Below are 12,640 nucleotides of genomic sequence, written 5' to 3'. Positions count from 1 at the left end.
AATGCCAAATTTAGGAGAGAAAACATTTAATTGTGAAAAGGAATTAACACTTGCAGTCATTGGCGGAAAGTGGAAAATGTTAATTTTGTGGCATCTGGGCAAGGAAGGGACAAAACGTTTTGGTGAACTAAAGGCGCTGATGCCCGGCATTACCCAAAGAATGCTTGTTAATCAATTACGCGAGCTAGAAGACCATTTAATTGTCCATCGTGAAGTGTATCCAGTTGTTCCGCCCAAAGTTGAGTATTCACTTACAGAGCACGGCGAAAGGCTTTTACCGATTTTAGATGCGATGTATGAATGGGGCAAGGATTATATTGAGAATGTTTTAGAAAAAGAAACAGCGGATCAGTCCGTTATGAATTAAACAGCTCCCTTTTCACGGGCTATGAGCAAGCTGTTTTGTTTACTGGCAGCCCATCAATAGAAATATATGGTATAGCCTTGAACGGTAATTTTCACATCCGTTCAAGGCTTTTTATTTTATTTTGACAGTATTATTTTTTATAGTCTGTTCTCTCCATGTAACTATTTGCAAATAAAGGGCGTACTTTTGTCAATTAGACAATGTAAGTGGATGAAAACGATTAATTATTGAGAAACCCTTTTTTCTCATAAATACTTATCGCTTTTTTATTACCAGATAAAACTTCTAAACATAAAAAATTTTTTTCATTTCTTTAGCAACGTTCTCGACATATTGCATAAATGTTGAGCCAGCGCCCAGACCTTTGTATTGATTTAAAATATATACTCGTTCCATATTTAACATAGGAGCAGTTGAAAAGGCAGCAATATATGCCTCTCTCCAATTTTTTAAACTTTGTACTTGCCCTGAAGTCAGGTTTAGGCGCTATTATAGTAGTGTATTCAAAAATAAATGTCAAATAGACCAAAGGAGATACACAATGAAAAAAGATTTAAATATTACTCAAGAGTGGGATAAAGTTTTTCCAAAAAGTGATGAAGTCAATCATCGTAAGGTAACTTTTCCTAACCGTTACGGCATAACATTAGTTGCTGATTTATATGAGCCAAAAAACATGGAAGGGAAACTTTCAGCAATTGCTGTATCCGGACCGTTTGGGGCAGTTAAAGAGCAATCATCAGGGCTATATGCTCAAACAATGGCGGAAAGGGGATTTTTAACTATTGCCTTCGACCTGTTGCATCTCCCGATATTAATACAGAAGATTTCCAGGCAGCTGTAGATTTCTTATCTACTCAGGATATTGTCGATCCTGAAAAAATTGGAATTATTGGAATCTGTGGCTGGGGTGGAATGGCTTTAAACGCTGCAGCTATTGATACAAGAATCAAAGCTACAGTCACATCTACAATGTATGATATGTCCCGTGTGAATGCAGAAGGATATTTTAACGCGATGGATGAAGATGCTCGATATGAAGCGCGAAAAAGCTTAAATGCACAAAGAATTGTGGATTTTAAAAATGGAGACTACGCGAGAGCCGGGGGAGTTGTTGATCCACTTCCAGAAGATGCACCACAATTCGTAAAAGATTATTATGATTACTATAAAACAGATCGCGGGTATCACAAAAGATCATTAAATTCAAATGATGGGTGGAATATTACTTTATCATTATCATTTATGAATATGCCCATTTTACAATACAGCAACGAAATTCGTAATGCCGTTTTTATGATTCATGGTGAAAAAGCACATTCTTGTTATTTTAGTCAGGATGCATTTAAGAAATTGAAAGGTGATAATAAAGAACTTAAGATTATTCCTGATGCATCTCATACTGACTTGTATGATAAGGCAGAAATCATCCCGTTTGATGAGATAACAGAATTTTTCACAAAAAATATGAATTAGTAATTGATCTCCATAAGATTAGTCGTGAATTTGGGGAATTCTACACCTCCTCTTGAGGATATCACCTAAACTCTATTATATAATTTACAATGATAAGCAGCATGTCTCTGATTAAATTTCCATTACTACTGTATACTAAACCTATCATGGAATATATTAAGTTTATTGGCTTAGAGCATTTGAATCAGGAATACAATAGCTATTCCGCAATCAAAATACCAAATCACTCTAATAATAAGTGATCTGGTATTTTTTTGCTCAATATCTTCATACCGGTGATATAAGAGAAATCTTTTCTAAATTTACAAATAAAGTGTCCGTTTTCATTTCTTCTGCTTTAATAATTTGTGCGGCCGGACCATAACAATGAAATTTGAACCTTAAAATCGACAACATCAGATAGTTCAGGCAGCGAGGTGTAAATTCTGTCAAGAAACAATTACCATTGAAGGCTCTTTCGTTACTAAGGATGTTTTTAAAGCAACTCTCTTATATGCTCTCTATATTACCTCCTCGCTTCCTCATGCCTTTCTTTGTACAAATTCTTACGTTTTCTTATATATTCTCTATGTAGCTCTTTCATCTTTTCATTATATTCTTTGTACATCTCTTTCGCTTTCTCATTGTATTCAGAATCAACAGTACTTTTAATTGTTTTTGCACACACTCCATATTTCTTTGCCAAATTCTTCATTGTTACATCTCTATTCGAATATTCTTTTCTAATATTTTCCTTATCTTCTGGCGACAGCTTTACGCTTCTATCAAGATTCAACTTTCCGCAAGCAGCAAGTAACATAAACAACAAAATGAGTACAATCACTTTCAAATTTTTAAAAATAAAAATCCCCCCACTAAAAGCTTATTCTGCCTATAACGTAACACAAAATTAATATTGAAAAAACTAAAATCTACAGGGATATTCATTATAAAGTTACTTTCTACTATTGTTTATATGATGTTATCCTTAAATAGTAACCATCCGGATCTATCATACGAAAATCGGTCATCCCCCAAGACTGGCGTTTAAGTGGGGATTCCACTGGATAATTTTTTTCCTGGACATTCCGATATAACTGTTCGATATTATCAGAAAACAAGATAATCTCCGCACCCTTACCTTTGGGTTTAAGCCCTCCGCCACTTCTAAAATAATGGTTTTCTTCAAGAATATCATCTGCAGTCAGCAATAAAGAGAAATTCCCCTTTTTAATGATTGCTCCAGCCTCACTTTTTCTTGTGAATGTAAGGCCAAGGATTTCCTCATAGAATAATATCGATTTTTGCAGATTTTCAACAAATAATTCCAGACGAAAATCCATTACCTCTCTCCCCTTTCATCTTACTTTATAATTAAAGCTTACGATTTCATCCGTTCCCACTCTATTACTCCAATAACTTCTTCTGTATTTTAATTTTACACTGTTTTCTCATCTCCTTCATTATTTTTCGTATTAAATGAATTGAACTGCAGATCTTAGGCAATATATTCTTCTGAATAGACTTCAGGCACTCGCTTTGATCAATAATTTTGTTTGTATAATTAGAGATTCCCTGTTTTTTGAACTACTTTTACTATACTGGCTCCAATCTAATCAATAATTGGTTTCGTCTTATTCAACTAAAAATCTCAATATAAAACCCGCCCGGGGCTTTAACATAGAATGTCCAACGATGAGCTCTTTTTGGGGGCTTCACATCAAATCCATCTTTCTTCAGGTGTCGATTGATCTCATTTACCTGTTCTTCGCTCTCCTGCTCAAAACCAATATGAAATGAATTAGGATAGCTCACCTGCTTACCTTTCGTCAAAGCAAGTAATAATCTGTCCTCGTCTACCAGAATAGCAAATGTATCCTTATGAATACTTCTAGTTTGAAGGTTAAAATATTTCTCCAAGAACGCCCGAGTTTCATGAACATCAGTGACCGTAAGATTAATATGGTTTAGTTTCATAGTTTACACTCCCTCATACGAATGATTCATCCAATGTAAGAACAATTTTTCCGTGGCCATGGCCAGCCTCTACCACTCTATGAGCTTCAGAAGCTTGGTACAGCGGGAAGGATTGTGATATAACGATACGAAGTCGACCTTGTTCGTACAAGTGAGTAAGCTCAGACAGCCTGGATATACTTCGCTGACTTCGAATTGGAGTAGTTCCCAAAGATTCGGAAAGGTCAAAAGAAACAATGGTACCAATCCTTTTTTTGTCCTGGACAAGCTCTACAGAAGCCCGCAGTGCATCTTCACCTGCTGCGTCCAAGGCCGCATCAATTCCTCCCGGGGCAATTTTGCGAATTTGTTCAACAAGTCCCTTTCCATATAAAACCGGAGCAGCTCCTAATGATTTTAAATAGTCATGGTTCCGCAAACTAGCAGTACCAATAACATTTGCTCCCCATGCTTTGGCTAATTGAACAGCAAATGTGCCAACTCCTCCTGCGGCTGCGTGGATAAGGACAGTATCCCCTTTACCAATTCCAAGCTCCCTTAATGCAGTATGCGCCGTTTGTCCTGAAGCGGTGAGTACCCCAGCTTCTTCCCATGGCATCATTTGAGGTTTTCTAACAATTTGAGAGGTTGGGACAACCACGTATTCAGCATAGCTTGATAGAAGTGACCAGCCAATCACTTCACTGCCAATATAATAGTCTTCTACTTCCTCGCCAATCATGTCAATCACACCAGAAAATTCATTTCCAAGTATTTGAGGATATTGAATTTCCACTCCAGGTTGAGTAAATCCATATCCGCGGATTGCGCAGTCAATAGGCTGTACTCCGGCTGCTTTTACCTTTACCCGGACTTGACCATTTTTTGGAATGGGGTTTTCGAAATCCATTATTTGCAAAACATCAGGAGGTCCTGGTGAATGAAATGCTGCTGCTTTCATATTTCTCATCTCCCCTTAGGATATATTGTAAAAACCATTGTTCGAATGAAGATCTACTGAAAAGCTATGACGATCGCTGCTGTGACTTTGCGTAACTTTACTCATATTTTCCCCACCCATGTGTAACATTTCTTAATCTAAGTGGCATTGTCTTCTGACAATATTCATTATATAATCATGTAAAAATAATAAAAAATACATCTTTTGCTATACTTCCATATACTCAATGTAATGATTAAGGAGGGAAAGTGGATGGAACTGCTGCAACTTAAATATTTTTTAACGGTGGCAAGATTAGAACATATGACCCGTGCTGCCGAGGAACTTCATATCGCTCAGCCTGCTTTAAGCAGAACAATTCAGCGATTAGAAGAGGACTTGGGGGTTCCATTATTCGATCGTAAACCGCGTCAAATTCGTTTGAATCCATATGGAAAAGCTTTTGAAGCAAAAGCAAAAGCTGCAATTCATTTGCTTGAAGAAGGACGCCGGGAAGTAGAGGATTTATCAGGCTTAAAACAAGGTCGGCTCCATTTAGCACTTATGAATATGGAGCAGGTCAAAGAACCATTACAAAACTTTTTATCTGAATATCAAGACATTAATATACAAATATACCAATTTTCCACTGAGGATTTCAAAAATCTGAAAAAAACCCAGGAAATTGATTTTCATTTAACTTCACTGCCAATTCAACTGGAAGGATATAGCGAAATTCCATTGATTCGCGAAAAGCTCTATCTTGCAGTCCCACACGAACATAAATATGCAGACAGAGAATCGATTCATCTCAATGATGTATCAGAGGAACCTTTTGTTGGTTATAAAGAAAATTCACCTTTACGGATGATGAATGATGAACTATGCCGGCAAGCTGGATTTCGTCCAAAAATGGTATGTGAAACGGAGGAACCGGCAAGTATCGCTGATTTAGTGCGTTCTGGATTTGGGATTGCTATTGTTGGCGGCTGTAAAAGCGGAGAAGAGCTGAACTTAGTAAAAATACCGATCGAGGATCCAACAGGTGAGCGGATTTTTCGAATAGCCTGGCAGGAAAATCGTTATTTATCAAAAGCGGCGATTGCATTTCGAGAATTTATCGTTAATCATTTTAAAGAGGAAGCAGCGGCAGGTATTGAAGTTAGAAAGGCTTTGATGCTGCGTTAATGGATAACAATAAAAAGAATGCAAAAAGTATTTTAATAGCTGGTTCATATTTTAAACCATTTTCATACATCCTGTTCCTTATATAAGGAACAGGACGAATGAAAATGGTTCATTATTTGAACCGTCTATCTTCTTCAGCGCCCCTTCGAAAGAACATCCTGCTTCCTATGTTCGCGGAATATCATATTTCTAGTGGTAAATATATCCAATATAGCCAAGGGATAAATCTTCTCTTTATTTCATGACAATAGAAAGGGTGTAAAATCTGTCTCTTCTATTGTCTTTCGCGGGAAAATAAGATACAATTAATGTTTTATTTTTACTATGTGTACATAATTAATATCTAAACAAATTATTTCGCTTCATTTTCATACGCTCATTCATGAAATTATTTAGTCAAGCTTTTTTCTTTGTTTTTACAATTGTTTTACTGAAGATTGTAGTCTCCTCGCATGGAACACTACCTTCGCAAATGTGAATATATGCTGGCAAACAATTATTTCTAGTTATTTTCACAACGGTTCCTCTTATCAAATTTATTTCAGTTTTTTAGAACGTTTATGAAGATAATGATCCGAATATTATATATACCTTTCTCTGAGTATCATAAATTGATTTAGTATATTCTCCTATAGGAATATAATTGATAGTGAAATATCATAATGACTGGTATGCAATTTATACCAAATTTCGAGCATCCTATTCCTTTTATAAGGAATAGGATGCTCTGATTTCGGTACATTTTTTATACCGTGTATCCCGACAGCTTTGATCACTTATGCGATAATCTCCACTGCCTAATCAAACACTATTCATGTAGCGTCTTTTTTCCATTCTGTATTTTCTTCTTCATCTTCTGTATTGGATGCATCTTCAGATGAGTTATCATCATCTGTAGCAGTATTCGTAGTGTCATCTATTTCCTCCAGCAATGGAAAAATAGAAATAACCCGGTCTGTTTCATTCACAAGCTTGAATGCTTCTACCTGAAAATCAAGTACAGCTAACTGAAGAACCTGGTCAAAATCTTCACGCTCTTGTTGTGACGCTTCTGCTTCGTCATTGATATGGTTAACAATCGCTTGATTTCCAACAATCATTGCTTCTTCGATTTCCAAACCCTCGTAAATTCCAGAGTAGTAATCTCTTTCCTTGTTTTCAGCGCAGCTTCAGATATACAATAAAGCCACCTATTAATAGAAGTATGACAGCTATCAATAATATTACATTTGTATTTGGTTTTTCCCCATTATCCCCGTCATTGTTTATACCGTAAACTACTGCACCGTGAGTTTGTAAATATTGGATAGCCTCATCACTAATAGGATTACCCGCTAACCGGATATGCAATTCGGACAATGGCAAACCTTGAAATGCATCGACATCTGAAAGTTTATTATTTTCTAAATGTAAACGTTCAAGGCTTTCTAATCCCTCCAATGCTGTAATGTCAGTTAATTGATTGTTACTTAAATACAGCCTCGTCAAATTTTCCAGCCCCGACAAACTCGTAATATCTGTAATTAGATTATTATTTAAATCCAGAAAATTTAAGCTGCTTAGTTCTTCTAATGCTGTAATGTCTGCAATTTGATTATTTGCTAAACTAAGCTCTTCCAGGTTCTTTAGCTCTGACAAGCTCGTAATGTTATTGATTTCATTACCATCCAGCTCTAGGTATAGTAAATTCTCCAGTCTTGCCAAAGATGTAATATCTCTGATGTTATTATTACTTAAAATTAAAATTTTTAAATTCTCTAAGCCGGCTAACAATGTTATATCCTCGATATCGGCTTCCAACAATCTTAGTTCTTCTAAATTTTCTGCATATTGCAGTCCTTCCAATGATGTTAATTCTCCCTCAAAATATAAACTTGTTAATCCGGCAATATCTGCCTCTGTTATTGTCTGTCCTGTAAGATCCTCAAGATTTAGGTTGTGAGCAATTTCTTGTGCTAATCGATCATCTTCAAAATAAATTTCAGATAATTCATGGCTCTCTTCAGCGTGAATGATTTGCATCGGTATCATCAAAATAGTAAGGAGCACCGCAATCAAAGAGAAAGAAGTTCTTTTACAATTTTTCAACACAATATAACCTCCAAATGTGTAAATTAAGGAATCCATGCTGCTGATTTCAATACTTAATTATACCATTCATTCTGAGGGTTTCCGGGAGAAAATTTATCTTCATTGATAACCAGCTATAGAATCACGCTCCGTTTTTTTGATTAGCACGTCAATCTAAATATAAATACGGCAATCGAAAGTTTTGGCGTCGAGAGTACTATGTATATGCAGATACAGTGTGCAGAAATAAAAAGAAAATCCAAGAATATATTCGGAATCAGCTAAGAGAAGACTAAATGGGAGACCAATTAAATCATTTTAGGAAGCTCACTCTTTATGGAATATCAAACTAATCTATCAGGAAACAAGCAGTCTATTGAAATCAATCGCTTCATTGACTGCTCAAACCAGATGATGTAAAGAAAGTTTAGCCAGTGCTTGCTTCTCTTGGGACCAGCAGACATAGCTTTAAGAGTATGCTTCATGAAAAATAATTTCAAATTAAAAATTTATGCATATGAAAACCCATTTTGAGCAATTCTCAAAATGGGTTCTTTATGTTAATTTTAAATTCCATCTTTCACACACTTTTTTCAAAGCCAATGAAAATCTTTCGACTTCATAAAGAGATAAATATCACACCAATAGAATATAATATTCACTCCATACTTATTGCTTCATCCACATCGGTTCTAACATATTTCCATCAATATCAGATACCTCTAAGCCATACATTTGTTCTTCCGGCATCCCCATGTCGACATGGTAAGCATCGCCGCCATTTGCTTTCGCTAATCGCCCGAATTCTTTAACCGCCTCTGCGCTCTCCATGCTAAAACAGATTAAGGCAGCATTTTCTTTTTGTGTATCAGCAATCTTTTTATCTTTGAGGAATTGCTGATAAAAAGCATGTTCTAACAGCATAATATAAAAATTTTCGTCCCAAACCATACAGCTTGCATGGGCATCAGAGAAGTCATCGTTCTTCGTAAATCCTAGCTTCTCGTAAAAAACAGTGGCATCAGCAACATTTTTGACTGGAAAGTTAACAAAAATCATTGTACTCATTAAAAACGCCTCCTTTTCATTAGTTTACTATAAGCGGGCAAAAAAAGCTTCTTTTCGATTGCTCAAATTTCTTTCTTTTATTTAACAAATTCTTAGGGAAAGCCCTTTTCTCATCTTCTTTTCCAAATTTAATAAGGCTTCTTGATTTTTTCTGGCATGATTTCCACTGCATCTTATAGTGGATATTTAACTAATATTGATATTCCTTGCTTAATAGGTAAAAATACATTAAAATGACCATAGGTCAAAATTGACTTATGGTCAAATAAAGGAGGTTTATTCATGTCACAAAGAATGGATAAAATATTTCATGATAGAAATACTACCATTCTAAATAATGCAGAGACATTATTTAGATTAAAAGGTTTCGATAAAGTAACTATGAATGACATAGCGAAGGAATCTGATGTTGCCAAGGGCACTTTATATTTGCATTTTAAATCAAAGGAGGAATTACTTTTTAATATTTTGATACCTAAATTAGAAGAATTTAATGACAAAGTGGAACTTATTGATAAAAAAGAAGATCTTACAAGCGATAAAATCAAAAAAATAATCACCTATGGATTTGATAGTGACTTTTTTGATTTTACTAAGAACCATTTTCTTTATATGCATCAATTATTTAATGTACAATACCATGATGAATTAAATGCAATTATTGATAAGGTCATAAAGAATTTTTCTCTAATCATACAAAATGGAAAAGAAAAAAAAGAGGTAAACTCTTCTTTGCCTAATAACTATTTATCCCATCAATTGATGCACGTTTTTGATCCTCAAATTTATTTTAGTTTAGTTGAAATTGAAAAAAATACAAAAGAAAGTTTTGTACGTAACACGATTACTTTTTACTTAAATGTATTACATGTGGCTAATAAAGGAGACTAATAGTATGGATTTAAAATTAAAAAATAAAAAAGCACTTATTACCGGGTCAACGAAAGGAATAGGAAAGGCGATAGCTTATGAACTTGCAAAAGAAGGTGTGGATGTTTTAGTCAACGGCAGAAGCAATGAGGAAGCAGAAATTGTTGTTCATGACATAAAGCAAAAATATCCAGAAACTAATCCTCAAAATGCTTTTGGTAATCTATTGAACAAGGATGATAGAGAAAATATCTGCAATAATCATCCTGATGTAGATATTCTTGTGAATAATTTAGGCGTATACGAAATGATGAACTATGAAGAAATCACTGATGAAGTCTGGAAAAAATATTTCGATACCAATTTCCTCGTTGCTGATAATATGTCCAGATTTTATTTAGAAAAAATGCAAAGTAGAAATTTTGGCAGAATTATTTTTATTGCCAGCGAAGAAGCTGTTATGCCTTCAGGAAATATGCCACAGTATGCTGTGACTAAATCAATGATTTTATCTTTATCTAAATCATTATCCCTTTTAACCAAAGGCAAAGAAGTGACAATTAATACTATTATGCCCGGGCCCACATTATCAGAGAATGTTGAAAATATACTCAAAGATATGAACGATACCTCCAAATCTTTCGAACAAATTGAAAAAGACTTTGTATTGTCTAATTTACCTGATTCATATATTGAAAGGTTTATCCGTCCTTTTGAGATAGGACGAATGGTAGCATTTTTAAGCAGCCCATACTCCGGAGCTATGAAAGGTACAGCAGTTCGAATGGATGGTGGTTTAATACCTGCTATTTATTAATTCAACAGTAAAAGGAGCAGCATTACACTGCTCCTTTTATTGTTGATTTTCCAGACGTTATTTTAATAATAAAAGCGAATCAATTCATCACAGCGTTAATGAAGGAAATACGCCAATTACGCTTAAGAAAAAGCAAAGAGTTAGATTTGTTGATTAAAAAGCTGTTTTACTCCCCAGATTCAGCAAAACGTTTGATTCTGTCACCTATTTCATCGCGAACCCGTTGAAATACAGCCCATTTTTCAACTTCATTTCCTTGAGCTTTGGCCGGGTCATCAAATCCCCAATGATCGCGTTTTACTTGCGGCGGTGTCATTGGACATTTATCTGCAGCATCCCCACATAAAGTTACTACAAAGTCCGCATTGTTTAAGATTTCCGGGTCAATAATATCGGATGTCTGGTTAGAAATATCAATATCAGCTTCATGCATTGCTTTTACTGCATTTGGATTTAAGCCATGCGCCTCAATGCCTGCACTTTTAACCGTCCATGTATCTCCAAGATATTTTTTCGCCCAGCCTTCAGCCATCTGGCTTCTACAAGAGTTTCCGGTACATAAGAAATAAATTGTTTTTTTAGACATCATCATTCTCCTTTTTAAAATAGAATCAGTGTCAGATATAGACCTGCCAATGTAATCAATAAGATGGGGAGGGTTAAAATAATACCTGTTTTAAAATACGTTCCCCATGCAATCTTAACGCCTTTTTGTGATAATACATAGAGCCATACTAATGTTGCCAAAGAACCAATCGGTGTAATTTTGGGCCCTAAATCTGAGCCGACGACATTTGCATAAATAAGAGCCTCGCGTAACACACCAGATGTGTTTGTTTCCGCAATGGCTAATGCATCTATCATCACTGTGGGCATATTATTCATAATGGATGATAGAAAAGCAGCAATGAATCCCATGCCAACCGTTGCAACAAATAACCCTTGATCAGCAACTGTTTGGATCATACCTGCTAATGCAGATGTCAGTCCGGCATTTCCCAACCCATAGACCACCACATACATGCCGATAGAGAAGAATACAATATTCCATGGTGCTCCTTTAACAACTGCTTTTGTATTAACAGCCGGACTGCGCCTTGCCATGATGATAAAGCAAGTCGCAATGATTCCAGCGATAAAAGAAACCGGTACGTTGATAAATTCGCTCATAAAGTAGCCAATGACTAATAAACTGAGCACAAACCATGATAGATGAAACATTTTCAGGTCCTTAATCGCTTCACCTGGATGTTTTAGTTTCGACACATCATAATTTTTAGGTATATTTTTCCGAAAATAAATGAATAATACCGAAATCGTTGCAGCTAATGAAAATAAATTGGGAATAATCATTCTGGACGCATATTCAACGAATCCAATACCAAAGAAATCGGCTGAAACGATATTAACTAAGTTACTAACGATAAATGGCAGTGATGTTGTATCAGCGATAAACCCGCTCGCCATGATAAATGGAAAAATCATTTTTTCTTTGAAATTCAAATGGCGTACCATCGCAAGTACAATTGGTGTCAGAATTAATGCTGCACCATCATTCGCAAATAAAGCTGCGACAATCGCACCTAAAATGCTGATATATATAAACATTTTTATTCCATGCCCTTTTGCTATCCTTGCCATATGTAATGCTGCCCATTCAAATAATCCAATTTCATCTAATACTAATGAAATAAGGATGATGGCGACAAATGATAATGTGGCATTCCACGTGATGCCAATGACTTCAAGTACATCACTAAACCCCACTACTCCTGCAAATAAAGCTATAACAGCTCCTCCCATGGCAGACCAGCCAATATTTAAATTCTTCGGCTGCCAAATGACAAGAACCAGGGTTAATACAAATATGAAAATTGCAAGTATAAGCATTGCTGACAAAATAAGACCT

The 12,640-nt window shown here is 35.5% G+C and carries 15 protein-coding genes and 2 pseudogenes; 8 read left to right on the top strand and 9 right to left on the bottom strand.

All coding sequences use genetic code 11. The annotated features are described in order from the left end of the window. The first annotated feature begins 1 nt into the window (after position 1). From hxlR to FLK20_RS00160, 4 genes and pseudogenes are all read left to right on the top strand, one after another. Entirely contained in the window at positions 2 to 367 is a 366-nt protein-coding gene (gene hxlR, locus FLK20_RS00165) for a transcriptional activator HxlR (RefSeq protein ID WP_152654540.1), read from the top strand. 541 nt (positions 368 to 908) lie between these two features. Then, the gene (locus tag FLK20_RS21785) at positions 909 to 1,211 is read left to right on the top strand and encodes an alpha/beta hydrolase (RefSeq protein WP_227994803.1); all 303 of its coding nucleotides are present in this window, start codon (positions 909 to 911) and stop codon (positions 1,209 to 1,211) included. Further along, a pseudogene (locus FLK20_RS22195) lies at positions 1,181 to 1,270 on the top strand (hypothetical protein); the annotation flags it as partial. The gene FLK20_RS21785 and the pseudogene FLK20_RS22195, both read left to right, overlap by 31 nt. Before the next feature lie 12 nt (positions 1,271 to 1,282). Next, positions 1,283 to 1,843 carry an alpha/beta hydrolase gene (locus tag FLK20_RS00160; RefSeq protein ID WP_255473795.1) on the top strand — a complete coding sequence of 187 codons (561 nt, stop codon included), beginning with the start codon at positions 1,283 to 1,285 and terminating at the stop codon, positions 1,841 to 1,843. 505 nt (positions 1,844 to 2,348) lie between these two features. Here FLK20_RS00160 and FLK20_RS00155 read toward each other — a convergent pair. The 4 genes from FLK20_RS00155 to FLK20_RS00140 form a co-directional block, all read right to left on the bottom strand. Next, positions 2,349 to 2,651: a hypothetical protein gene (locus FLK20_RS00155; protein WP_152654539.1), complete on the bottom strand. Its 303-nt coding sequence runs from the start codon at positions 2,649 to 2,651 to the stop codon at positions 2,349 to 2,351. A gap of 136 nt (positions 2,652 to 2,787) precedes the next feature. Continuing rightward, complete coding sequence (locus tag FLK20_RS00150) at positions 2,788 to 3,165, bottom strand: VOC family protein (RefSeq protein ID WP_152654538.1); 378 nt, start codon at positions 3,163 to 3,165, stop codon at positions 2,788 to 2,790. A 295-nt stretch (positions 3,166 to 3,460) separates the two neighbouring features. After that, positions 3,461 to 3,799 (bottom strand): VOC family protein, encoded by a 339-nt coding sequence (locus FLK20_RS00145; protein ID WP_152654537.1) that lies wholly within the window; start codon positions 3,797 to 3,799, stop codon positions 3,461 to 3,463. A gap of 13 nt (positions 3,800 to 3,812) precedes the next feature. Then, positions 3,813 to 4,739 (bottom strand): NADP-dependent oxidoreductase, encoded by a 927-nt coding sequence (locus FLK20_RS00140; RefSeq protein WP_152654536.1) that lies wholly within the window; start codon positions 4,737 to 4,739, stop codon positions 3,813 to 3,815. 252 nt (positions 4,740 to 4,991) lie between these two features. Between FLK20_RS00140 and FLK20_RS00135 the strand changes: the two genes are divergently transcribed. Beyond that, positions 4,992 to 5,906 carry a LysR family transcriptional regulator gene (locus FLK20_RS00135; RefSeq protein ID WP_152654535.1) on the top strand — a complete coding sequence of 305 codons (915 nt, stop codon included), beginning with the start codon at positions 4,992 to 4,994 and terminating at the stop codon, positions 5,904 to 5,906. A gap of 812 nt (positions 5,907 to 6,718) precedes the next feature. Here FLK20_RS00135 and FLK20_RS00130 read toward each other — a convergent pair. Beyond that, on the bottom strand, positions 6,719 to 7,024 hold the full coding sequence (locus FLK20_RS00130) for a hypothetical protein (RefSeq protein ID WP_152654534.1): 306 nt from the start codon (positions 7,022 to 7,024) through the stop codon (positions 6,719 to 6,721). 40 nt (positions 7,025 to 7,064) lie between these two features. Then, positions 7,065 to 7,997 carry a leucine-rich repeat domain-containing protein gene (locus tag FLK20_RS00125; RefSeq protein ID WP_194165483.1) on the bottom strand — a complete coding sequence of 311 codons (933 nt, stop codon included), beginning with the start codon at positions 7,995 to 7,997 and terminating at the stop codon, positions 7,065 to 7,067. A 155-nt stretch (positions 7,998 to 8,152) separates the two neighbouring features. Here FLK20_RS00125 and FLK20_RS00120 point away from each other — a divergent pair. Beyond that, positions 8,153 to 8,272, top strand: a pseudogene (locus FLK20_RS00120) (IS200/IS605 family transposase); the annotation flags it as partial. Positions 8,273 to 8,645: 373 nt separating this feature from the next. Here the strand turns inward: FLK20_RS00120 and FLK20_RS00115 are convergent. Further along, positions 8,646 to 9,044, bottom strand: a complete 399-nt coding sequence (locus FLK20_RS00115) for a VOC family protein (protein ID WP_152654532.1) — start codon at positions 9,042 to 9,044, stop codon at positions 8,646 to 8,648. Between the two features lie 282 nt (positions 9,045 to 9,326). On the opposite strand from FLK20_RS00115, the gene FLK20_RS00110 reads away from it, so the two are divergent. After that, complete coding sequence (locus FLK20_RS00110) at positions 9,327 to 9,935, top strand: TetR/AcrR family transcriptional regulator (protein ID WP_152654531.1); 609 nt, start codon at positions 9,327 to 9,329, stop codon at positions 9,933 to 9,935. 4 nt (positions 9,936 to 9,939) lie between these two features. Beyond that, positions 9,940 to 10,731, top strand: a complete 792-nt coding sequence (locus FLK20_RS00105; RefSeq protein ID WP_152654530.1) for an SDR family NAD(P)-dependent oxidoreductase — start codon at positions 9,940 to 9,942, stop codon at positions 10,729 to 10,731. A 166-nt stretch (positions 10,732 to 10,897) separates the two neighbouring features. Here the strand turns inward: FLK20_RS00105 and arsC are convergent, their stop codons facing one another. Continuing rightward, complete coding sequence (gene arsC / locus FLK20_RS00100) at positions 10,898 to 11,317, bottom strand: arsenate reductase (thioredoxin) (protein ID WP_152654529.1); 420 nt, start codon at positions 11,315 to 11,317, stop codon at positions 10,898 to 10,900. A 14-nt stretch (positions 11,318 to 11,331) separates the two neighbouring features. Beyond that, entirely contained in the window at positions 11,332 to 12,621 is a 1,290-nt protein-coding gene (locus tag FLK20_RS00095) for an arsenic transporter (protein WP_152654980.1), read from the bottom strand. Positions 12,622 to 12,640: the final 19 nt, after the last annotated feature.

This window comes from Oceanobacillus sp. CFH 90083 (assembly GCF_009389585.1).
Lineage (GTDB): Bacteria > Bacillota > Bacilli > Bacillales > Amphibacillaceae > Oceanobacillus.
Note: the sequence above shows the minus strand (reverse complement) of the source record. Positions and strands in the feature narration are given on the sequence as shown.